The sequence below is a fragment of the Pseudomonas sp. TYF_14 genome, assembly GCF_043105275.1.
Taxonomy (GTDB): domain Bacteria; phylum Pseudomonadota; class Gammaproteobacteria; order Pseudomonadales; family Pseudomonadaceae; genus Aquipseudomonas; species Aquipseudomonas alloputida.
The window spans coordinates 41,945-64,127 of record NZ_JBICLK010000086.1 but is presented as its reverse complement, the minus strand read 5'-3'; the positions used below and the strand labels follow the sequence as shown (position 1 = coordinate 64,127).

Annotated in this window: 13 protein-coding genes and 1 other RNA gene; 8 read left to right on the top strand and 6 right to left on the bottom strand. The window is 58.0% G+C overall.

The genetic code is table 11. The features are described 5' to 3' along the window. Positions 1 to 293: 293 nt before the first annotated feature. From drmD to ACF8O8_RS22970, 7 genes are read left to right on the top strand one after another with little or no spacing between them, the layout of a single operon-like run. Positions 294 to 3,416 (top strand): DISARM system SNF2-like helicase DrmD, encoded by a 3,123-nt coding sequence (gene drmD, locus ACF8O8_RS23000; RefSeq protein WP_392510542.1) that lies wholly within the window; start codon positions 294 to 296, stop codon positions 3,414 to 3,416. Beyond that, complete coding sequence (locus tag ACF8O8_RS22995) at positions 3,413 to 7,777, top strand: Eco57I restriction-modification methylase domain-containing protein (RefSeq protein ID WP_392510541.1); 4,365 nt, start codon at positions 3,413 to 3,415, stop codon at positions 7,775 to 7,777. The genes drmD and ACF8O8_RS22995 overlap by 4 nt, the downstream gene beginning before the upstream one ends. Continuing rightward, positions 7,774 to 8,145, top strand: coding sequence for an O-methyltransferase (locus ACF8O8_RS22990; RefSeq protein WP_392510540.1), 372 nt, complete (start codon positions 7,774 to 7,776; stop codon positions 8,143 to 8,145). Before ACF8O8_RS22995 ends, ACF8O8_RS22990 begins: the two co-directional genes overlap by 4 nt. Positions 8,146 to 8,168: 23 nt before the next feature. Then, positions 8,169 to 12,137 carry a DISARM system helicase DrmA gene (gene drmA / locus ACF8O8_RS22985; RefSeq protein WP_392510539.1) on the top strand — a complete coding sequence of 1,323 codons (3,969 nt, stop codon included), beginning with the start codon at positions 8,169 to 8,171 and terminating at the stop codon, positions 12,135 to 12,137. A 2-nt stretch (positions 12,138 to 12,139) separates the two neighbouring features. After that, the gene (gene drmB / locus ACF8O8_RS22980) at positions 12,140 to 13,999 is read left to right on the top strand and encodes a DrmB family protein (RefSeq protein WP_392510538.1); all 1,860 of its coding nucleotides are present in this window, start codon (positions 12,140 to 12,142) and stop codon (positions 13,997 to 13,999) included. Position 14,000: 1 nt separating this feature from the next. Then, positions 14,001 to 14,768, top strand: a complete 768-nt coding sequence (gene drmC / locus ACF8O8_RS22975) for a DISARM system phospholipase D-like protein DrmC (protein WP_392510537.1) — start codon at positions 14,001 to 14,003, stop codon at positions 14,766 to 14,768. A 16-nt stretch (positions 14,769 to 14,784) separates the two neighbouring features. Further along, complete coding sequence (locus ACF8O8_RS22970; protein ID WP_267303060.1) at positions 14,785 to 15,207, top strand: DNA mismatch endonuclease Vsr; 423 nt, start codon at positions 14,785 to 14,787, stop codon at positions 15,205 to 15,207. On the opposite strand, the gene ACF8O8_RS22965 is transcribed toward ACF8O8_RS22970, so the two are convergent. Next, positions 15,131 to 16,213 (bottom strand): DNA cytosine methyltransferase, encoded by a 1,083-nt coding sequence (locus tag ACF8O8_RS22965; RefSeq protein ID WP_392510536.1) that lies wholly within the window; start codon positions 16,211 to 16,213, stop codon positions 15,131 to 15,133. The two genes, ACF8O8_RS22970 and ACF8O8_RS22965, sit on opposite strands and share 77 nt — an antisense overlap. A 502-nt stretch (positions 16,214 to 16,715) precedes the next feature. Here ACF8O8_RS22965 and ACF8O8_RS22960 point away from each other — a divergent pair. Beyond that, complete coding sequence (locus tag ACF8O8_RS22960; protein ID WP_392510535.1) at positions 16,716 to 17,180, top strand: DUF6998 domain-containing protein; 465 nt, start codon at positions 16,716 to 16,718, stop codon at positions 17,178 to 17,180. Between the two features lie 63 nt (positions 17,181 to 17,243). Here ACF8O8_RS22960 and ACF8O8_RS22955 read toward each other — a convergent pair whose 3' ends face one another. From ACF8O8_RS22955 to ACF8O8_RS22935, 5 genes are all read right to left on the bottom strand, one after another. Further along, on the bottom strand, positions 17,244 to 17,507 hold the full coding sequence (locus ACF8O8_RS22955; RefSeq protein WP_003249898.1) for a DUF3077 domain-containing protein: 264 nt from the start codon (positions 17,505 to 17,507) through the stop codon (positions 17,244 to 17,246). Between the two features lie 72 nt (positions 17,508 to 17,579). Continuing rightward, complete coding sequence (locus ACF8O8_RS22950; RefSeq protein ID WP_392510534.1) at positions 17,580 to 17,822, bottom strand: hypothetical protein; 243 nt, start codon at positions 17,820 to 17,822, stop codon at positions 17,580 to 17,582. Between the two features lie 362 nt (positions 17,823 to 18,184). Next, positions 18,185 to 18,576, bottom strand: a transfer-messenger RNA (tmRNA) gene (gene ssrA, locus ACF8O8_RS22945). 99 nt (positions 18,577 to 18,675) lie between these two features. After that, entirely contained in the window at positions 18,676 to 18,966 is a 291-nt protein-coding gene (locus ACF8O8_RS22940) for a hypothetical protein (protein ID WP_392510533.1), read from the bottom strand. 383 nt (positions 18,967 to 19,349) lie between these two features. Then, positions 19,350 to 22,160: an FAD-binding and (Fe-S)-binding domain-containing protein gene (locus ACF8O8_RS22935; protein ID WP_392510532.1), complete on the bottom strand. Its 2,811-nt coding sequence runs from the start codon at positions 22,158 to 22,160 to the stop codon at positions 19,350 to 19,352. Positions 22,161 to 22,183 lie beyond the last annotated feature (23 nt).

Here is a 22,183-nt window from a genome sequence, read left to right as displayed (position 1 = left end):
GCTGAAGACCAACGAGAGCATTTCTGTGCATTTGCCATGATGGCAAAAAGGGGGTGACATGGGTTTACCCACTTTGAAGCAATGGATAAGGTGACGGGCTTCACATCATGCAAGGCTGGTGTCCGAGGGGCGATCTCCAGCGTTTTACACGAGCACGAACGCTGCAGCTTCAGGCCTCGATTCTCCTGCTGGTATCCAACTGAATTTAATGCCGCGCGCTCCTAAGGCGCACAGCACATGGTTTTTTTTCATTCGTTATCATCGGTTAGATGAATGGTGTTATGGGGTTAAGAATGGCAATGGCGGAAAGCAGCTACCGTGATATCCCGGAACCAGGTCAGCTTGTCGAAGTGAGACGCCGCCAGTGGGTGGTGGCAGAAGTGGATGCCTCCAAGTTGGGCAGCTTACGACAGCATGCCGTTACGCTGGCCTCCATTGATGAGGATGCCCTCGGCGAAGAACTCCAGGTAATCTGGGAAATCGAGCCGGGCGCACATGTCATTGAGCGTGCGGGGCTGCCGTCGATCACCGGCCAGGATGATTCCGACACCCTTGATGCGTTTCTCGATGCAGTGCGCTGGGGGGCTGCGACCAACGCTGACAGAGGCTTTCTGCAAGCTCCGTTTCGCAGTGGCGTCAGCATTGAGGACTTCCAGCTCGACCCACTGGTACGCGCCATCGACATGGCCCGTGTCAATCTGCTCATCGCTGACGATGTCGGATTAGGCAAGACCATTGAGGCCGGCCTAGTCATCCAGGAGATGTTGCTGCGGCACCGTGCTCGCACAGTCCTAATCGTCTGCCCCGCTTCTCTGCAAGAGAAGTGGCGGGTCGAGATGCTGGAGAAATTCGGCCTAGATTTCAGCATTGTCGATACAGGCTACATCAAACAATTGCGTCGAGGTCGCGGTATCCACGCCAATCCGTGGACTTCGCATCCGCGCCTGATCACCTCCATGGACTGGGTCAAGAGCGGCGAAGGACTGCGCGCCATGCGCGACGTCCTACCTGCGCACACCAGCTACCCACGCAAATTCGACATGCTTGTCGTCGACGAAGCACACAACATCGCCCCCGCTGCCGGAGCAAATTACGCACTGGAAAGCCAGCGGACGCGCTTCATTCGTTCAATCAGCCCGCACTTCCAGCATCGCCTGTTTCTCACCGCAACTCCGCATAATGGTTACACGGAATCTTTCACCTCTCTGCTGGAGTTGCTGGACGACCAACGCTTCGCTAGAAACATCCTGCCCGATGAAAAGCAGTTGAGTCAGGTGATGATCCGTCGCCTCAAAAGCGATCTGGTCGATGCCGAAGGCAAGCCGCTCTATGCGCAGCGCAAGCTGCAAGCGCTGCCGACCTCGTACTCAACACAAGAGCGTGTCATTCACAAGAAGCTGAACGACTACTGCGCGAGCCGAGAGCAGGATGCCAAAAAAGCTGGCGATGCTTTCGGCACGTCGTTCGTGAACCAACTGCTCAAGAAACGGCTTTTTTCCTCTCCCGCTGCCTTCGCATCTACCCTTGAGAAGTACATCACCAGTCTGACCAATGGCCAACAGCGCAAAGACAAAGATGCGATGGCCGACCGCATCTTGCGCAAAGCCATCCTGCGGGTCGACGAAGACTATGCAAACGATTTAGAGGTTGAAAACGCGCAGTCCGAGGCCGTTGAAGAGGCCTCGCGTCGTGCGCTACCACTGACGGAGGACCAGCAACAAACGCTCAATGAACTGCGGTTGTGGGCTCAATCGGCCAAGAACCAGGTCGACGCTAAAGCCAAGGCTATCCTCGACTGGCTGACCGCTAACATCAAAACCGACGGTCGATGGAATGATCGTCGGGTCATCTTGTTCACCGAATACCGCACCACGCAGCAGTGGATGCACCAGATCCTGGCCAGCCATGATTTCGGTGGCGACCGACTGGCCATCCTCCATGGCGGCATGGCGCAGGAGGAACGTGAGAAAGTCAAAGCGGCCTTCCAGACCTCACCCAAGGATTCAGCAGTTCGCATCCTGCTGGCCACTGATGCCGCATCCGAAGGTATTGACTTACAGAACCACTGTAACTGCCTCATCCATCTGGAGATCCCTTACAACCCCAATGTGATGGAGCAGCGCAACGGCCGTATCGACCGACACGGTCAGCGCCAGAAGGAAGTGTTGATCTGGCACCCTGTCGATGGCGGCGAACAAGACGAAGCCACCATTGGTGGCCATGGCGAGGACATCATCCGGGCTCTGCGCAAGCTCGAATCCATGCGGGCGGATATGGGTAGCGTCAACCCGGTCATCGCGCCACAGATGTCAGGGTTGATCGAAGGCTCGCTCAAAGAGCTCGACACTCGCTTGGCAGAAGCCAAGATTGCTCAGGCCAAACGCTTCGTGCGCGCCGAGCGCGAACTGAAAGACCGCGTCGCCAAGCTGCACGAACGGCTCCTGACCACGCAGCAGGATTTTCACCTCACGCCAGAGCACATTCTAATGGCGGTCAAGACAGGCCTTGAGTTGGCAGGCCGCCCGCCGCTCGAACCCTTTGCCTTGGCTGATGCCCCGGCGGGAACCGTATTCAAGATGCCCACCCTTTCTGGGTCGTGGGCGCGTTGCCTTGAAGGCTTGCGACACCCCCATACACTGCAGATTCGACCTATCACCTTTGATCACGATGTCGCAACCGGGCGTGACGATGTGGTGCTGGTTCACCTGAACCACCGATTGGTACAGATGAGCCTGCGCTTGCTACGCGCCGAGGTCTGGGCGCAGGACGATGTGAAGAAACTGCATCGAGTAACCGTGCGTTCGGTACCGGATGCCCTGATTGATGGCCCCGCTGTGGTCGTCATCTCGCGGCTGGTCGTCACCGGTGGTAACCATCATCGCCTTCACGAAGAGCTGACTGTGGCAGGTGGCTACCTAGGGGACAAATACTTTCGCCGTGAAGAAGGCGTCACTAAGGTCCAGCAGTGGCTGGATCAGGCCAAACCACTGAAAGCTGCAGACGCCTATTTTGATGCCATCCGCGTGCGTTTCGACCGAGCGCAGAGCTCCATCCTGCAGTCGGTCGACGCACGCTCTAAAGACCGGCTCAAATTCCTGACCAACACCCTTCAATCCCGTAAGCAGTTGGAAGTGGCTGACATCGGCACTGTGCTTGATGAGCTGGAAAAAGCCATTCAAGCCGAACTGAAAAAAGATCAACAGCCAGAGCAGCTCTCATTATTCTCGGAAGACGAGAGAATACAGATCAGGCGCGACACCGCCGCACTGGAGGCGCGCCTCGTTCGCATTCCAGCCGAGCGCCAGCAGGAGGCCGAGGCCATCGAAACCCGTTACACTAAACTCAATGACCGCACCTTCCCGGTCGCCGTGGTCTTTCTCGTGCCTGAGTCGGCAGTTCAGGGAGGTGCCGTATGAGTACGATTAGTGCGCATGAGGATTGGCTTTCGTTGATCGAAATCTCCGGCCCTTTCCTCGCCGTTCCTGTTCTAAAGGAAGCCCTCCCGCAAGGACTGGAGGAACTCAATGGCATCAAACGCAAACGTCTGCGCCAAGCTTACGAGGAATGGTGCGAAGCGCTGGAGCTGGAAGACGCGCAGTTCGCCGAATTGCACGTGGCGTGGATTGACGAAGTGCTGTCGCGGGGCCTTGAACTTGATGAAGATGGCAAAGGCGACGTTCTAAAACGCGCTGGCTGGTGCGCCCTAAATCTACAAGCCAGCTTCCCTGAATATAGCGCAACGCTGTCGCCGGATCTTGCAGTAATCGATGAGCAGCGTGCTAACAAGCCGCTGCTGCTGATCCAGACATATGCACAGGATGTCGATCTCGATGCCACCCTGAAGCGAGACGGCTGGGCTGCCACTCCCGCTGATCGCATGGTGCAGTTATGCCGTTCACTCGGTTGCCGGCTTGGACTGTTGACCAACGGTGAGCGTTGGATGTTGGTGGATGCCCCTGTGGGTGCCGTCAGCACCTTTGCAAGTTGGTTTGCTCGTATCTGGAGCCAGGAGCCCATCACCTTACAGGCCTTTGTGCACCTGCTCGGCATTCGTCGTTTCTTTGTCGATGAGTCCGAACAACTGCCTGCACTGTTCGATCGCTCCCTGAAGTTCCAGGACGAAGTCACCGATGCGCTTGGTGAGCAAGTACGCCGTGCCGTTGAAGTGTTGATTCAGACGCTCGACAAAGCCGACCAGGATCGCAATCGAGAACTCCTGTACGACGTCAAGGAACCCGAGCTTTATGAAGCCGCTCTGACGGTAATGATGCGCTTGGTGTTCCTGCTCTCCGCCGAGGAGCGTGGCCTGCTCTTGATGGGCGACGAACGCTATGAAGCCAACTACGCGCTCTCTACTTTGCGCATGCAGTTACGCAAGGAATCCGAAGAAATTCTTGAGCGCCGCTGGGATGCGTGGTCGCGCTTGTTGGCGATCTTCCGCGCGGTGTTTGGCGGCATAAAGCACGAAAACCTGCGGCTGCCCGCACTGGGCGGCTCGCTATTCGATCCCGACCGTTTCCCCTTCCTTGAAGGTCGGGCGAAAGGCTCGGACTGGCGCACCGATGCAGCTAGGCCCCTGCCCATCGACAACCGCACCGTTCTATTGTTGTTGGAAGCCATTCAGCAATTTCAGGGGCGCGCACTGTCTTACCGCGCACTGGATGTCGAGCAGATTGGTTACGTGTATGAAGGTCTGCTCGAACGCACCGTCAAGCGCACCGATGAAGTCACGCTGGAGCTGGATGCCACCAAGAGCGCCAAGACGCCATGGGTTAAGCTGGCCGAGCTGGATTCGGCACGTCTGGATGGTGCAACGCACTTGGCTGAGTTGCTGCAAGAACGCTCTGGCAGCTCTGCCAGCCGGGTGCGCAACGATCTGACCAAGCCGGTCGATGACACCTTAGCCGACCACCTGCTGACCGCTTGCCAAGGTGACACCAAACTCCGCGACCGCGTCAAACCCTATGCCCATCTGCTGCGTACCGATCCATGGGGCTATCCACTGGTCTATCCCGCAGGTGCTTTCATCGTCACTACCGGTTCCGACCGGCGCGAAACCGGTACGCACTACACGCCGAAATCACTGACCGAAGCGATCGTTGCCGAAACTCTCACTCCGGTGGCCTATGTCGGACCGGCAGAGGGAATGCCTCGTGATCGATGGGTATTGAAATCCCCCGCCGATCTGCTTGATCTCAAGATATGTGACCCAGCCATGGGGTCGGGAGCATTTCTGGTACAAGCCTGCCGCTGGTTAGCAGATCGACTTGTTGAAGCCTGGTCACAGGTCGAGGCTTCGGGGAAGTCTGTAAGCGTGGATGGTGAAATTCTGGATGTGGGAACTGCCAAAGAGCTTCTGTCCCGCGACACTGAGACTCGCACTGTGACAGCCCGCCGACTCATCGCCGAACGGTGTCTGTACGGCGTAGACTTGAATCCGTTGGCGGTCGAGCTTGCCAAGCTCTCTATTTGGCTGGTGACCCTAGCTAAGGGGTGCCCATTTGGCTTCCTAGACCATAACCTGCGCTGCGGCGACAGCTTGTTGGGCATCCATCGGCTAGATCAGCTCACCCAGCTTTCGATGAGCCCCACTAGTCAAGGTCAGTTACGTCTATTTGGGCAGAACATCGAGCAGGCCGTGCGTGAGGCTATCGAGCTGCGGATACGCCTGCGCGAAGTGCCAATCCGCGACATTCGCGATGTGGAGGCCATGGCATATCTGGATGCGGATGCTCGCCGCAGGCTCAAGGTACCGGAAAGCATCGCTGATGCGTTTATCGGTGATATTTTCGCAACAGGGCTCAATGCTTCAGCCCTAGAAAATGGGCTCGCATCGCTTGCAATTTTGGCGGACCAAGCTGTTGATGGCAGCACGAGTTCACTTAAAGCCATTCGCAAACGATCCCTCCTCACGCTCTCAACCGATTTGCTCGCCGACAAGCCAGCCCGCCAGTCTTTCCATTGGCCATTGGAGTTTCCCGAGGTATTCGCTTGCGAGCGCGGCGGTTTTGACAGCATAGTGGGCAATCCACCGTTCTTAGGAGGAAAGCGGATAACAGGTGCTGCGGGAACAGCTTTCCGAGATTGGCTTGTTAGTTATGTAGCTGGGGGAAAAGTTGGAAGCGCTGATTTGGTTGCGTATTTTTTTCTACGATCTTTTTCGCTTCTTCGCGAAAATGGGCATTTTGGTCTTCTTGCGGTAAACACAATTGCCGAGGGTGATACGCGTCAAGTCGGTCTTGAGGAAATGCTCAAAACTGGTGCTGTTATACATTCTGCTTATCCCAACGAGGCTTGGCCAGGAGCCGCTGCGGTTGTCACTAGCCGTGTCCACGTGCGAAAGGGTAAATGGGATGGCTCCCGCAGTCTGCACGGTGTGGAAGTGCCCTACATATCAGCTTTTTTGTCGGGCCATGAAGATTGGAGTCTTCAGCGGCTAAAAGCTAATGTAGGAATTACTTTCATCGGATCGGTTGTCAACGGCATGGGGTTTATTCTCACGCCCGAAGAAGCTCAGCAAATGCTTGACGCCGACCCTAAAAACTCAGAGGTAATCTTTCCTTATCTCAACGGTAGCGACCTAAATTCTGATCCGGAACAGCGCCCGAGTCGCTTTGTAATCAATTTTTGGGACTGGAGTGAAGAACGCGCCAAAGCATACGTTAAACCCTATGAACGAGTTCTTTCTCTCGTTAAACCGGTTCGTGAAAAGCTCAATCGAGCAAAGTATAGAGACCGCTGGTGGCATTATTCCGAAGCTGTTCCAAATCTGTATCACACCATTGGTTTTGGACATAAATTTGAAAAGCATCCGCCAGACTGGAATCCGGCGGCTATGCGATCAGAGCGTGTGTTGGTCGTTACGCGCGTAAGCAAGACGCTAGCATTCTCATTTGTCAGAACAGGCATCATTTTTTCAGATGCTACTGTCATTTTTTCAGCAAATAGAGATAGAGATCTCGCACTACTTCAATCAAATATTCATGCGGTATTCGCGTGGCAACACGCTTCACGACTGAAGAATGACTTGCGATATAGCCCAACGGATGCGCTCGAACCGTTCTCGTTCCCTGTGGGTTTTCATGATGCACCAGATGGCTCGCTTGATGACCTGGGGAGTCGACTTGATCAAGCGCGTATTGAAGTCATGCAAGCCGATCGCATCGGTCTTACCAAGCTCTACAACCGCTTTCATACCGACACCGAACGCGATCCTCGCATCGAACGGTTGCGTGCATTGCAGCGTGAAATGGACGCGGCTGTGGTGCAGGCCTACGGCTGGGAAGATCTAGATCTCGGACACGGTTTCCACGAAGTACCATACCTCCCGGAAAAAGATCGCGTCCGCTTCACCATCTCGGAAGCTGCGCGCGTCGAAGTGCTGCGGCGGCTGTCGGAGCTGAACCGCCAGCGCTACGGTGAAGAAGTCGCCCAAGGATTGCACGGAAAAGCTGCTGGCTTCGTGGCCCGCAAATCTCGCACTGCGAGCACTCAGAACGTGCCCACGCAACAGCCGTCATTCGACTTCGACTCTGCTCCGGCCAATGAAAGTGCCGTTGGCCCGTCCCACGCAATTGCCGAATATCTGAAAGCGCATCCTGGCTGGCACGCCAAAGCCGACCTCGTCGCTGCCGTCGGTATCACTGACGGCCAATGGAACGCCGCGATCAATGCCCTGATCGCGGACAGGAGAATCGAACGCCAAGGCGAGAGGCGTGGGGCACGCTATTGCATCCAGCCCGCTCACCGAGAAAGCCAGCACAGAGGGACATCATGATTCAAGTCCAGGCCTCGCCGCAGAAGAAAGTGCCCAGTTTTCGGGATCGTCGGATCGTTTGGGCGCTTGCTACGCACTACGCCGAGGGCCAGGCGATGATTACCACTGCAGTCATCGTTTCCAAGAAGTACGGCAAGGCCGTAGAAGGCCTGTTGAAGAGATGGGAGCTCTACGCGACGGATGATGCTTCGCATCGTCTTGATCTGCACGCGCTTTCGACTCAAGAGCCGCTGACTGTGGAATCGAGCGCTGATGCCATGACAACGATGGGCTTCGAGTTGCCAACTTCGGACGTGGACGAGAACCCTTTCGAAATCTTCAAGAAGTGCTACCGCATCTATCCGTATTTATCGCGGGTCGAAGTTTAGCCCGTGAATCGAGGTTCAAGAATATGACGACAACACCAAATGCATGGATCGCCGTTGATCATGCTCTTTCCTTCGATCCAACGCTGGCCCCCTACACATTGAGGCTGAGGGGGGAACGCTCGCTGTATCAAGCCATCGCCGATGACGATTGGATGTTGATCCTGAGCGCCGTTGGCTACATCAAACGAGTCGCGAGGGTGCTGCGGGTTCGTTCCGATCTGGAAGCAACCACGATTTACTTCGATCGCATGCTGTTGGTTGATTCGGCGGTTTCTATTGGTCTTATGTCACTCACCCCACCGTCCTCTGGCGACGTTGGTCGCATCCAATGGGCGGATTTTCTGGAGTCGCTTCCCAGGGCATTGAACAAGAGCATCGCTGAGGTGCCTACCGTTGAGGATCAGGCCTATATCCGCGAGCTGCTGCAACTGGCCGTGATGGACGACTTGCTCGGCCCGGCTGGTGGTCCCCGTGAGCGCATCGTTGATATGGGGGTGCGGGATCGCTATTTGGTAGGCAAGCTGGCCCCGCGTGAGGCCGCACAGGGCGGCATTGAGGGTTTGGACGGGCCGCTGGCCAATGACGAGGCCGAGGAACCTACCGAGCCCAAGCCGCCCGGTCGGCACGAACCCGGTGCGGAGTTTGGAACGGTTACCGGAAGGGTGGAGCCGGAATCGGATTCGGCTGATGAGATTGATGCTGCCAGTAACCAGTCGCTGGTGCCCAGCAGCATCGGTATGACGTTCTGTGTGGATGGGGATGCCGATCGGATCGAGATCGAAGCTCGTTGGGGGAGATACGAGCGTGTACCGAACGATGAGCACGACCTCATAAAACCTAATTTACAGAAAGCCAAAGTGTGGCAACGTATTCCCTGTGGCGGCAAGATCGTACTGCCGTTGACTGAAGGCGTGATTCCACATCTGGCTCCTGATAATAAGTTTCCCGAAGTGCGCGTGCAGGGTTCCATTCGAGCCAAGAGCGCCAAGGGAGATCGGTTGGTCACCTTGTTCCTGGTGAATGCACAGAAAGAATTGAAGACCAACCGCGATACGGCGTGGGTATTCCAGCCTGAGCTGATCGCTCGTTCTGCGCAGGATGCCGCCAAACGGGCCATCTTCCGGCGCAGGCCAGTGCTAGACACAGACGGTGTGGATCCCGAGCGTGAAGCGCTGGAAATGATCTATCGCAATCGCGTCGAGTTCGCCATGGGCCATGGAGTTGCCGTCCATGCTGAAACTGCAGAGGACGTGTCGCTAGCCACCGAAGTCCGCACCACCGTCATGCCGCAGTACGAAGTGCAAGTGACGGAGACACCGGGCCTTGACTCTTCCGATCGCCCGGCGATGCGCGTGATGGTCAGCAGCGGCTTGCTCGACATGCAGCGACTGGCGACCTTAGATATTGACCCGCTGGTTGACGCCTTGAACATGTTGACCAAGGACTACACCTCGTGGATAGAAGAACAGCGTGCTCGTATCGGTACCGAAGTGACTGGCTATGACACTCAGTCGCAACATGCGATGGATCGCTGCCAGGAGATCTGCGAGCGTCTGCAACAAGGCATCGACACGCTGAAATCCAATGAGAAGGCCCTGGCGGCCTTCCGGTTCGCTAACCGTTCGATGGCGACGCAACGCGTGCGCAGCCAATACGCACTGGCGATGCGGCGGGGTGAAAATGTCAGCATCGACAAGTTCGATCTGGTGAAGAACCGCAGCTGGCGTCCATTCCAGTTGGCGTTTCTGCTTCTCTCGATTCCATCGCTGGCAGATCCGAGTCACCCGGATCGCGTCCAGCCCGTCGAGGCTTATGCCGATCTGTTGTGGTTCCCTACCGGCGGTGGCAAGACCGAGGCCTACTTGGGTGTAGCTGCCTTCACCATGGCCATCCGACGTATGCAGGGCAACCTTGGCGGCTACGACAGCTCACGCGGTTTGGCCGTAATCATGCGCTACACCCTGCGTCTGTTGACGCTTCAGCAGTTCCAGCGTGCTACGGCATTGATTTGTGCGATGGAGGTGTTACGGCGTGAGGCGCTGGACAAGGGCGACAAATCCCTCGGCACCGAACCTTTCACCATCGGCCTCTGGGTTGGCAACAAGGTCACGCCGGGCACGACCGAGGACAGCCATCGCGCTATTGAGGATGTACGCAACCCTGGCAGATACAACGCCGGGGCGGCATCGCCCTCGCAGCTCACCAGTTGCCCGTGGTGTGGCTCGGAGGTGGCTCCGGGACGAGACGTCGAAGTCGATAAAAGAGCTGGCCGAACCTTCGTCTATTGCGGCGACAACAAAGGCCGCTGCGATTTTTCCAAAGGAAAGTCCATCAAGCAGCCGCACCCGGGGATTCCGTTGCTGGTCGTGGACGAAGAGATTTATCACCGCCCACCCACCATGATGATCGCAACCGTGGACAAGTTCGCCATGATGGCGTGGCGTGGTCAGGTGCGGACATTGTTTGGTCGTGTGGGCCGGGAATGCGAGCGCCACGGGCTGCTTTGGCAAGGCGCCGATTGCAATGGCAATCACCAAGCGGGCAAAGGCTTTCCTACTTCGAAGGTAAAGGTCATCAACCCGATTCGCCCACCTGACCTGATTATTCAGGACGAATTTCACCTCATCAGTGGGCCGTTGGGCACCATGGTTGGTCTGTATGAAACTGCTGTCGATGAGCTGTGCGGCTGGACGCTTGATGGCAAGACGGTTAAGCCGAAGATCATCGCTTCCACGGCAACGGTACGCAAAGCCAAGGAGCAAGTGAACAACGTCTTCATGCGGCGTGTTTCGGTGTTTCCTCCGCACGGCTTGGACGTGGAAGACAACTTCTTTTCGGTGCAGCGCCCGATAGAGGAAAAACCGGGGCGGCGCTATCTCGGTGTGTGCTCTCCCGGTAGTTCACGCCCTGCGATGCTGATCCGAGTCTACACTGCGTTTTTGACGGCGGCACAAGAGCTGTTCGATCACTTTGGCGAGCCTGCCGACCCCTACATGACTATGGTGGGCTACTTCAACTCCCTGCGTGAGCTGGGGGGGATGAAGCGTCTGGCAGAGGATGACGTACAGACACGTTCCTACCGCGTACAGATGAGCATGGTGGAGCGCCCAGCGCTAGCACAGCGCAGCATAAGTAACATTCGTGAGCTGACGTCGCGCGTATCGAGTCAGGATATTCCCAAGTATCTCGACAATCTGGAGGTCAAGTTCAAGTCTGAGTTCGACACAGCTACCGGCAGGTATGTGACCCGCTGGCAGGAAGGTGACACGCGCGCCATCGATGTGGTACTGGCGACCAACATGCTGTCAGTGGGTGTTGACGTGAATCGACTCGGCCTGATGGCCGTCAATGGCCAGCCCAAAGGTACGGCTGAGTACATCCAAGCCACCAGTCGCGTCGGGCGTTCCTTCCCTGGCTTAGTCTGCACGGTGCTGACATGGGCCAGACCGCGCGACCTTTCGCATTACGAAACCTTCGAGCATTACCACGCCACATTCTACAAACACGTCGAGGCGCAATCGGTAACGCCGTTCTCACCGCGAGCGATGGATCGAGGTCTGACGGGCTCGCTGTTGAGCTTGATGCGTTTGGAGTACGACAATTTCAGCCCGAACGAAGGCGCTGGCCAATTGAGCATGTCCAATCAGGCCGAGATCGTCGATGCCATCAAGGTGTTGGCGACTCGCGCGGGCAATGTCGCTGAAGACAATTCGCGTAAGCAGTTGGCTGAGACCGAGTTGAAAGAGCGCGCCGATGAATGGGCGAAAGAAGTAAGCAAGGGCGGACGGATCTTGGCGTATGAGAAACGCGGCCCTGAAAAAGACAAGACCGTTGCATTGATCAAGCCACCAGGATTTCAAGCCTGGGACAACTGGACTGTACCCATGTCGATGCGTGAGGTTGAGCCAGGGGTGCGCCTGATCATGAACACGAGCCATATCACGGACGATCACGATTGGAAGCCTCGTCCTGCAACTAAGGATGAGGATTGAATATGATCATCAATAACAAAACTCCAGTCGGCGAAGTACGTCCCAGCCAATTACTGTGGACTTATGGACCCGGTGCTCTGATCGACCTACCCAGCCTTTCCGTAGTGACGCTCGGTATCGACCGATGGGAAAAGGATCGCTGCCAGCCGATTCAAGAGGCACGGCTTCTTGCCGCGGTCCGGAAGGTTCTGGGGGCGCAGGTCGAGAATCTGCGGATGCCACCCTTCCAGAAGAGTGAGCTTGCCGACGTCTGGTCGGCTGAGGCCAATATTGGCGTACCTGTTCGGCCATTCCCGCGCTGGATGCGCTGCGTGAAGTGCGGCCTACTGTCACCCTTCGATGCCGGCCTGTTCGAGATTAAGGAGAACCGCTTTAGACCGGAGCGAACACGTTTCGTCCACAGAGGCTGCCGTGGTTCTGAAGGTAACAAGCCTCCCAAGGATGCGGACGCCGTGCCTGCGCGTTTCCTCTTAGCCTGCCGCGACGGTCATCTCGACGACTTCCCATGGCATTATTTCGTCCATGGTGGCAACAGTTCGTGCAAGGGAACTCTGCGTTTCTATGAAAGTGGAGCCTCATTACAGACCGAAAACCTTTGGGTTAAGTGTGATACCTGTTCGACTTCAAGAAGCTTGGCCCAGGCATTCGGTAAGGCCGGGAAAGAGAATCTGCCTGGCTGCAGAGGGCGCCATCCGCATCTGGATCACTTCGATAAGGAGTGTGAAGAGGAGGCTCGCGCAGTATTGTTGGGGGCCACGAATAGCTGGTTTCCGATCACACTCTCGGCGCTTGCGATTCCTCAAACCCAAGACCCGCTCAGTCAACTGATTCAGGATGGTTGGGAGTTCTTCGAAGACCTTAATTCCGAGGCCGAGGTATTGGTGACGGTGAAGACCTTGAAGAAGACTGGAGCGCTACCAGGTATCGACAAATATGATGCGGCCGCGATCTGGACGGCCGTCGAGGCTCACCGCAACGGCGGAGGACAGGCGGTCGTTGGTGAGGTCGACATCAAAGGTCCTGAGTGGGGCGTGCTGACTGAAGCTAATCCGCCCACGGACTACCCCCATTTCATGAGTAAGAAAGTTGGAACGCCGCCGGGTCTCGGAGGCCATATCAGCCGAGTCCTGCTCCTTGAGCGTTTACGCGAGGTGAATGCGTTGCTGGGTTTTACTCGGGTCGAGGCCCCTGAAGAGTCTGGTAACCCCGATGAGCGACCGCAGATGGCTAGCTTGTCACGTGGCAAGCCAGATTGGGTGCCAGCCAATCAGGTTCATGGTGAGGGAATCTTCATCCAGTTCGACGAGGCCGCGCTTGCTGGCTGGGAGGCTTTGGAAGGTGTCAGAAAGGTCGACCAGATGCTTCGGGGTGGTCATAAGGGCTGGCGGAACTCGCGTCATCTCGACCCGGATGAGGGTTATCCCGGAATTCGTTATGCGATGCTGCACACGCTCTCTCATTTACTAATTCGAGAGTTGGCGCTGGAGTGCGGATACAACGCCGCGAGCATTCGTGAGCGCATCTATGCCGAAACATCAGGAGCTAGCTCGCAGGCTGGCATCCTCATCTATACCGCTGCAGCGGATTCGGACGGCACGCTGGGCGGCCTCGTCGATCTCGGTAAGCCAGAAAATCTGGGGCGCTTACTGGAGCAAGCATTGAATCGTTCGAAAATTTGCTCTTCCGATCCACTTTGTTCGGAGCATGGTCCGGAAAAGGATCGCTCCCTCCATGGTGCTGCTTGCCATGCCTGCAGTTTGGTGGCGGAGACCTCTTGTGAGCGGGGCAACCGCTATCTGGATCGATCACTGCTCGTACCGACACTCGAACGCGCCGACGCTGCTTTCTTCAAGGGTTTTTGACGTGGATGAGCTTTTGGACGCCATTGCGGCCGTTGTCTGCCTGGTCTCTCCAGAGAAGGTTCAGGCTATAGCTAGCCGGATTCGCCGGACCGATACCAGCAAAGCTAGCAGCGCACTGTCGGGCGTGGTTGGCACGCCCACTGCCGCCGGGCTAGTGGATCAACTCATCAATGCCTGGCGAGCTAGCGCTGTTAGCGCTGAGGAGTTGGCATCTATGCTTCTCGCTTCAGGTCATGTCTTGACCAAGGTTGCGAATCAGCAATCCACCGAGCTCGTGTGGACAGGGCCGACGACACCCATCGTCTCTGCTCGTCGAACAGAGCAGGCGCTGTTGCAAGTCATCAATGCCGCTGAGAGGACCCTTTTCATAACCAGTTTCGTGGCTTATGACGTCTCGACTATCGTAAAGACGCTGAATGCGGCTAGTGATCGAGGAGTGGTCATCTCCATGCTGCTTGAGTTGTCCGAGGATCACGGCGGTAGCATCGCCTTTGATGCGATAGGCAAAATGAGAACGCTGGTCCCCGCCGCAAAAATCTATGCGTGGCGTGAAAAGGTCGGCCCATTCTCTGACGGGCGCGTCCACGCCAAAGTCGCCGTAGCCGACGGCAAAATGTGCTTTATCACCAGTGCGAACCTGACTGGGCACGCCATGGAGAAAAATATAGAGGCTGGCGTTTTGATCTCGGGCGACCCTCTGCCGGGCCAGCTTCACGGGCATCTGGAGGCTTTGGCGATGACAGGGGTGATCGTTCCTGCCGACGCCTGATCAGTGGAGGAGGGGAATGTCGCGTAGTGACATTATGCGTGCGGTCAAGCGTGCTCATACTGGGCCGGAAATCGTCGTGCGTCGAGCATTGCATGCTTTGGGGCTGAGGTTCCGTTTGCATCGTCGGGATCTCCCAGGTTCACCGGACATAGTCCTGCCGAGATTCCGGACGGTGGTCTTCGTGCATGGGTGTTTCTGGCATCGACATCTTGGCTGTCGTTACGCGAGCGTGCCGAAGAGCCGGCAGGAATATTGGCTTCCCAAGTTCGAGGCCAATGTCGTGCGGGATGCAAAAAAAGAAGCCCAGCTGTGTGAGCTGGGCTGGCGTGTACTGGTGATCTGGGAATGTGAAACTCGCAAGCCTACAGAGCTTGAGGAACGACTCGGGCGGGAATTTCTTGTGGGCGAGTTTGTTCGTACTCCTCGACGTGACGCATGAGGCTTTCACCTATCACTTCACCCAGACGAACTGGTACGGCGTTGCCGATCATCCGCCCGACTGCTTTGAAGGTAATTTGCTCCGGCGGCATGAACTCGTAGTCTCTTGGGAAGGACTGGAGAATTGCAGCCTCGCGCAGCGAGAGCGCTCGCGCTTGCTCGTAGTGACCGAAGCGGCCATTACCGAAGCCGTAGCACAGCGTGGTCATCGTGGGGCCCGGTTCATCTCTTTTCAGCCGGCCGTAGACGCTAGGGTAGGTCTTGCCACTAGCTTTGCGGTGACACTCTGCAATTAGGTGTGGGGGCCAATCCCGCCAAGTGCCGCCCTCGCGTGAGCGCAGGATGCGTTCCAAATTGATCGGAGTCAGCGTGGCAGCGCGATGCATGGGGTCATTGGGATCGCACTCGCCTGCGGCAATTCGAGGCAGGTCATGGATCATGTCCATGACGGTGACGGGGGCATTGCGGTGGGTGGGCTCAATGAGCTTGATTGGGCCTAGTTTGGAGGCCAACAGGACGTGTCGACGACGGTGCTGAGGTAGGCCGTAGTCTACGCAGGCCACTCGGTTCGCCCACACTTTGTAGCCTTGAGACTCCAAGTTGGCTACGAAGTCCTGGTAGACCTGATGCTTGGTTACATCAGGAACGTTCTCCATCGTAACCAGTTCAGGTTGCACTTCTCGAATCAGGCGTGCGAAGTGGTACAGCAGAGGCCATTTGCTGTCTGTACTGGTGTCTCGCCCTTGATTGTAGGTGGAGAAGGGTTGGCAGGGGGCACAGCCCGCGAGGAGCCGGTAGCGGCCTTCGACTCGTGGATACCATGCTTCAAGCTGTTCCTTGGTGAGAGTCTTGACGTCCTGCGCTACGAATGCTGCCTGGTTGTTTACTTCGTAAGCGTGCCTGCACTGGGCCTCAATATCGTAGCCGGCGTAGACTTCGATACCAGCATTACGCATGCCAGCGGTCAGGCCTCCGGCGCCACAGAAAAGGTCAACAGCATCAATCATCGGGGTAGTGCCTCCTAGAGGAGGCTATTCTAACTGGAACTTTTGTAAACGACGAGCGAGCAAAGTCGCAGGGTTAGGAGGAAGTATACCGCGTTGCGTTGCTGCGTCGAGAAGACGCTTTTTGAGGAACCCAATCACATACTTCCGCTGCCAAGCCCAAGGCGTTCTCGCTGCCAGCGCTCTGCGCTCTCAGCCGGAGTGATTTTCGCCTGTCGTACATGGCGTTGTCGAGTTACGTGCGAGCCCGTCAACACCGCTCAATTCCTTGGTCTGCTGCACCCTCATCCACAGCACCGTTGCTGGTCACATCGACGCTTGCCATGAGAGGAAATCCGCAAAACTATCCGCGACTATCTCTTCAGAAGTATTAGTGGCGTCGGCCACGTAAATAGGCCTCTGGACATCAATTTGATATCATTTGAGTAGCTGGAATTTCAAACCGAGAGCCGGCGCCGATCTGGACGGTATGGCGCATAGGTTCGGTAAGGCATCAAGGGATTACATGGATCCAAAGATTGAGTCGAAAATCCAAAACGCTTTGGAGGGGCTGTTCGCTGCCGTCTCCCAGCTACAGTCTGCATACCCTGGCAAACCATTCACCCTGGATGGCCGTTTAGTCGGTGATATAGGTGAAGTAGTAGCCAGCTTGGCTTACAAGTTGACGCTGAACGAAGGACTCACAAAGCACCACGATGCAGTCTGCGACGAGGGGCGGAATGTCCAGATCAAGACCACGTTTGGCACGAGCCTGACTTTCCCGGTACACCATGTGCCTGATTATTACCTGGGCATTCGCATGAACCGTGACGGTACATTCGAAGAGATCTACAACGGACCGGGAGCGCTCATCCAGCAGCAACTGGCGGGACGTAAGCTGACGCGCACCGGGTTGCATGGTGGGTTGATGGCAATGCTGCGGCGCATCAATGCGACGGTTGCTGAGAAAGACCGCATCCCTCGGCGTTGATCGTGTGGCGTAACAGGGGCCAAGCAGCTGACGCTGACCCCTTTAAGCATCGCGGGGCGTGATTCAACGCATCATGCCGAGTTCTGCATCATCCAGTAGCGCTTTGCCCAAAGCACAGAGGTAATGCGCCGCCCAGATCAGTTTTGGCTTGTCTTCCATCAGCCCATCGATGGTCAGGTCCCGCGCGTAGCCCATCAGTTCCGAGGCCTGTTCGCGGGCGTTCTGGCAAGGAATGCCGGCTTCGATGCGGAACAATGGGTGGGTCTGGTTTTCGCCTTGAAAGAAGATGGTTTTACCAACTGTGCATTGGGTGTCTTCGGTTGTCATTGATCAATCTCCCTGGTTCTGCTGATGCGCCGGTAAGCCGGGCTTGCACAGGCTTTTCGCTCGGTATGCGAATCAATGCATCGGTTGCGGGTTGGCTGTTTGCTGTATTTGCGTCAGCGCGGATTCGAGTAGCCGCCGCAGGGTTTCAATCTCGTGCATCGAGGCCATGATCAAAACTGATGCGGGGGACTTGGGCTGCATCAGTATTGCCTGCTGGGCTACGGCTTCCGCACAGAGCGCGTAGTCCGAGGCCATCATGATCGTGTCTTCCAGGGAATGGAGGTGGTGGGGTGGGTCGGGGACTATCTTCAACATGATTGCTTCCATTTCAGGGCCGTCACCGTCTGCTGTCAAACAGAGGGTGGCAGCTGTACGCGGGTTGACAGACCGGCGGAAACAACAAGTTCCGGCGCACGCAAGCGTGCCCGCACGTACAGCCGCCATAACGACGAGCCGTTTTGTTGTTTACCGTCGCGACCTGTCAAAGTCATGCCGTTGATGAGCAACGACCCACCGAGACTAAAACCCTGAAAAAATGACCGCAACGGAAAACAGGCACAGGCAGTATCTTTGGGAAACGCCCTACAAGAAAGGGATTAAATCCGATTTTTTCGACCCGCAGCGCCCGAATGCCAGGCACAAAAAAAGACGCCCGAGGGCGTCTTCTTCTTTGGATTTGGTGGAGCCGGGGGGATTTGAACCCCCGTCCGCCAGTACTCCGCTGTCGGTACTACATGCTTAGCCGTGTCTACTGATTTAATCCGCAGCCGCCCGACGGGCAGGGTGCTTTGGATGAGTTGTGTAAGTTTTAGTCACTTCGCCCACAACGTGCTACGCGACGATCCTGTTCTGTATGACAATCATTTCGGGTTTACAGGCATCCCCTAGTGATTGCTGGAGCCGAAGCTACCAGAAGCAAAGGTCACTTACGCTGCGAGAGCGTAGGATTCCTCGCCGTAGGTTTCGTCATTGGCAACTATAGAAGTTGCAACAGTGGATTTACGAGTTCTGTTACCAACTCGGCATGCACCTAGAGTTTCGCTACCGGCGTCGAATCCTAATCGGCCCCGCACTAGCTCTTGGCTAACGCACCTTACGGCGCGTAGGACGGAGTATACGCCATTGCGCGGGCGACGTCGACAGCCGGTCCAGTCGCCCGCTTTTGGGCTCACGCGCCGCCGCTGCTGCTGCCGCTGCCTTTCTCGGTTTTTTCCAGGCGCTCCAGCACTTTGCTGGTAATGGCAATGCATTCCTTGGTGTCGCCCGAGGCCTGGGCGGCCTTGGCTTTGTCGACGTGCTCGGTGATGGCTTTGTCCAGGCCTTCGGAAGTGGCGCCGGCGGTGGCCATGGTGTCGTCGATCTTTTGCAGGTTGGCGGTGCAGAGGTCATCGGCGGCGAACACCGGCGAAGCCAGCAGGGTGGCGGCCGCGAACAGGGCCGAAAGTGCGGTACCTTTCATGGGTGTCTCCTCTGGGGCCTCTGGAAGGTGGGCCTGTAAGGTGGACTGCGGGGGATTGGCGGGGGTTCCATCGGGATGTGTGGGGGGGGGCAGGTGCTCGGCGTGGGATGTTCGGGGCCTGAGAGATCGAGCGCCGCCCGCGCGGCGCATCGCGAGCAAGCTCGCTCCTACATCTGTTTCGGGCCAGTTACGCCTGTGACAGGCGCGCGCGACCGCCGTGGTAGCCAACGCGATATCACGCCATGCGCCAAGGCGCTCGCGCGCAAACCCCACAGGAATAATTGGCCCGAAACAGATGTAGGAGCGAGCTTGCTCGCGATGCGCCGCGCGGGCGGCGCTCGATCTCCCAGGCGCCACACCCCCCACGGCGAACCGCCTCCGCCCTAAATACTGCGTGGCCGGGTGACGCGGTCTACCAGGTAAACCAAACCGTGATAGTCGATACCACTGTGGCTCGACAGGCCTATCTCGCAGGTGCGGCTGGTGGAAATACCTTCGCTGCAATACTGCACGGCGTCCTTCAGGCTGCGCAGCGAGTGGGCGTTCAACTCGGGGGTGGTAAAGCCTTTGTCACCGGCAAACCCGCAGCAATGAATGCCTTCCGGGATCACCACCTGTTTGCTGCAACGCCGCGCCAGGTCGATCAAGGCCTGGCTTTCGCCCAGGTGCTGGGTGCTGCAGGTCACGTGCACGGCTACCGGTTCGTCCTGGGGGGTGAACTCCAGTCGGTCGAGCAGGTGGGTGCGGATGAAGCGCACCGGGTCGTACAGGTCCAGCCGGGTGTCGCTCAGGTCCTGCACCAGGCGCAGGGTGCAGGGGCTGGTGTCGCAATAGATCGGGTCGAGGCCGCCGCGGCTGGCGTGCAGCAGGGCGGTGATCAGTTCCTGGCGCTTGTGTTCGGCCTGCTCGGGGTAGCCCTTGGAGGCGAACGGCTGGCCGCAGCACAGGCTGTCGGCGTTGTCGGGGAACACCACCTGGTAACCGGCCTTTTCCAGCAGGGCGCGGGTTTTGTCCAGCAGCGAGCTTTGCTCGCGGTCGGCATAGGCCGGGCCCATTACCCGGGAAACGCAGGCGGCCAGGTACACCACGCGGGGGCGGGCGTCGTTGCTGGTGGCGCCGAAGGCCAGCGGGCGAAGCGGTTGCGGCATGGCCGGGGTCCATTGGGGCAGGCGGCCTTTGCTGGCTTTACTCAGCGAAGCGCTCAGGCGGCCCAGGCGCGGGGCGCCTAGCAGCTTGCGTGCGGTGTTGGCGGCGGTCAGGGTCAGGCGCGCACCGCTTAGGGCAGTGTGGAAATGCTCGGCCAGCCAGTCGGCGGTTTTAGCGTGGTCGGCGGCCTGGCTGCGCAGTTTCTTCACCAGCTCGCCGGTGTTGATGCCGACCGGGCAGCGCTGGGCGCACAGGCCGGTAGCGGCGCAGGTGTCGATGCCCTGGTACTGGTAGCTTTGCATCAGTTCACGGGTATCGATGCCGGCGCGCTGCTTGGCCTGGATGTCACGCCACATGACGATGCGCTGGCGTGGGCTGAGGGTCAGGCCCTTGGACGGGCACACCGGTTCGCAGAAGCCGCACTCGATGCACTTGTCGACGATTTCGTCGGCGGCAGGCAGCGGCTTGAGGTTTTTCAGGTGGATATCCGGGTCTTCGCTCAACACCACGTCGGGGTTGAGGATGCCGTTGGGGTCGAGCAGGCGCTTGAGCTTCCACATCAGCTGGTAGGCGTCGTGCCCCCACTCCAGCTCCACGAAGGGCGCCATGTTGCGCCCGGTACCGTGTTCGGCCTTGAGCGAGCCGCCAAACTCCACCGCCACCAGCTGCGCCACGTCGTCCATGAACGCCTGGTAACGGGCGACTTCTTCGGCGCTGTTGAACCCCTGGGTAAAGACGAAGTGCAGGTTGCCTTCCAGCGCGTGGCCGAAAATGATCGCTTCGTCATAGTGATGCTTGTCGAACAGCTGGATCAGGCGGTTGACGCCTTCGGCCAGTTGCTCGACGGGGAAGGTCACGTCTTCGATGATGACCGTGGTGCCGGTCTGGCGCACAGCGCCGACGGCGGGGAAGGTGTCCTTGCGGATTTTCCACAGCTGGTTGTACACGGCCGGGTCTTCGCTGAAGTCCACCTGCTGTTCCAGCGGGAAGTCGGCGATCGAGGCCATGATCTGCTGCAGTTGCTCGTGCAGTAGGCTCTGGCTGGCGGCGCGGGATTCGATCAGCAGGGCACAGGCATTGTCCGACAGGCCTTTTACCCACAGCGGCATGCCGGGCATGTTCTGCACCGAGCGCAGGCTGCGGCGGTCGAGGAGTTCCACGGCCGAGACCGGCTGCTGCTTGAGCACGGGTACCGCGCGGCAGCAGCTTTCGACGCTGGGGAACACCAGCAGGGCGCTGGCCTTGTGCGGGTGGTCGGGCACGGTGTCGTAAGTGACGGCGCTGATGAAGCCCAGGGTGCCTTCCGAGCCGACCAGCAGGTGCTGCAGAATGTCCAGCGGCTGGTCGTAGTCCACCAGTGCGTTCAGTGACAGGCCGGTGGTGTTCTTCAGCCGGTATTTGTGCCGGATGCGTTCGGCCAGCGCGGTGTTGGCGCGGGTTTCGCGGCCCAGGCGGGCCAGTGCTTCCAGCAGCTCGGCGTGGCTGCTTTCGAAGGCGGCGACGCTGGCTGGGTCTTCGCTGTCCAGGCGGGTGCCGTCGGCCAGCACCAGGCGCAGGCCCGCCAGGGTGTGGTAGGTGTTCTGCGCGGTGCCGCAGCACATGCCACTGGCGTTGTTGGCGACGATGCCTCCGATCTTGCAGGCGTTGATCGAGGCCGGGTCGGGGCCGATCTTGCGCCCGAAGGGGGCCAGCCAGGCGTTGGCCTGGGCGCCGATCACGCCGGGTTGCAGGCGAATCTGCTCGCCCTGGCGACGGATTTCGCGGCCGTTCCAGTTATCGCCAAGCACGATCAGCACCGAGTCGCTGATGGCCTGGCCAGACAGGCTGGTGCCGGCAGCGCGGAAGGTGACCGGCACCCGCTCGCGCTGGGCCAGTTTGATCAGGCCGACCACTTCGTCCTCGGACTCGACGCGCACCACCAGCTTGGGGATCAAGCGGTAGAAGCTGGCGTCGGTGCCGAAGGCCAGGGTGGAGGTGGGGTCGTCGAAGCGGCGTTCGGCGGGGATCAGGCGCTCGGCATCACGCAGGAACGCGGCGGGCAGGCTCATGCAGTCTCCTCGCGGGGCTGTGG

What these genes read in the sequence shown, in the direction of transcription:
- ACF8O8_RS22965 (WP_392510536.1), bottom strand. Translation starts at nt 16,213, where the DNA reads ATGATTGATGCTGTTGACCTTTTCTGTGGCGCCGGAGGCCTGACCGCT.
- drmD (WP_392510542.1), top strand. Translation starts at nt 294, where the DNA reads ATGGCAATGGCGGAAAGCAGCTACCGTGATATCCCGGAACCAGGTCAG.
- ACF8O8_RS22940 (WP_392510533.1), bottom strand. Translation starts at nt 18,966, where the DNA reads ATGAAAGGTACCGCACTTTCGGCCCTGTTCGCGGCCGCCACCCTGCTG.
- drmB (WP_392510538.1), top strand. Translation starts at nt 12,140, where the DNA reads ATGATCATCAATAACAAAACTCCAGTCGGCGAAGTACGTCCCAGCCAA.
- ACF8O8_RS22955 (WP_003249898.1), bottom strand. Translation starts at nt 17,507, where the DNA reads ATGACAACCGAAGACACCCAATGCACAGTTGGTAAAACCATCTTCTTT.
- ACF8O8_RS22990 (WP_392510540.1), top strand. Translation starts at nt 7,774, where the DNA reads ATGATTCAAGTCCAGGCCTCGCCGCAGAAGAAAGTGCCCAGTTTTCGG.
- ACF8O8_RS22970 (WP_267303060.1), top strand. Translation starts at nt 14,785, where the DNA reads ATGTCGCGTAGTGACATTATGCGTGCGGTCAAGCGTGCTCATACTGGG.
- drmA (WP_392510539.1), top strand. Translation starts at nt 8,169, where the DNA reads ATGACGACAACACCAAATGCATGGATCGCCGTTGATCATGCTCTTTCC.
- ACF8O8_RS22950 (WP_392510534.1), bottom strand. Translation starts at nt 17,822, where the DNA reads ATGTTGAAGATAGTCCCCGACCCACCCCACCACCTCCATTCCCTGGAA.
- ACF8O8_RS22935 (WP_392510532.1), bottom strand. Translation starts at nt 22,160, where the DNA reads ATGAGCCTGCCCGCCGCGTTCCTGCGTGATGCCGAGCGCCTGATCCCC.
- ACF8O8_RS22995 (WP_392510541.1), top strand. Translation starts at nt 3,413, where the DNA reads ATGAGTACGATTAGTGCGCATGAGGATTGGCTTTCGTTGATCGAAATC.
- ACF8O8_RS22960 (WP_392510535.1), top strand. Translation starts at nt 16,716, where the DNA reads ATGGATCCAAAGATTGAGTCGAAAATCCAAAACGCTTTGGAGGGGCTG.